Origin of the sequence: Flavobacterium sp. SM15 (genome assembly GCF_022012335.1) — a bacterium.
Lineage (GTDB): Bacteria > Bacteroidota > Bacteroidia > Flavobacteriales > Flavobacteriaceae > Flavobacterium.
This window is the reverse complement of sequence record NZ_JAKLTO010000042.1, coordinates 1-240: the sequence shown is the minus strand read 5'-3', so window position 1 is coordinate 240 and position 240 is coordinate 1. Positions and strand designations below refer to the sequence as shown.

Here is a 240-nt window from a genome sequence, read left to right as displayed (position 1 = left end):
TGTAATACACGTCGGTTGAACTGTCGCACTTGCCGTTGGTGCTGCTGGATTAGCAGGAATCGGATTAACCGTTACTGCCGTTGCAGAAGAAACACAACCCGTAACCGTATCACGAACCGTCACATTGTAATTCCCTGAAGTTAATCCGGAGAAAATCAATGTTGACTGATAAGTCACTCCGTCAACGCTGTATTCTAAAGTCGCTCCGGTTGGCGCTGTTACAACAATTGTTCCGGTTGG

Annotated in this window: 1 protein-coding gene; it reads right to left on the bottom strand. The window is 47.1% G+C overall.

The features are described from left to right. Window positions 1-240 (bottom strand): hypothetical protein (locus LZZ90_RS14040; RefSeq protein WP_237791331.1); only part of this gene is annotated, 240 nt, incomplete at both ends.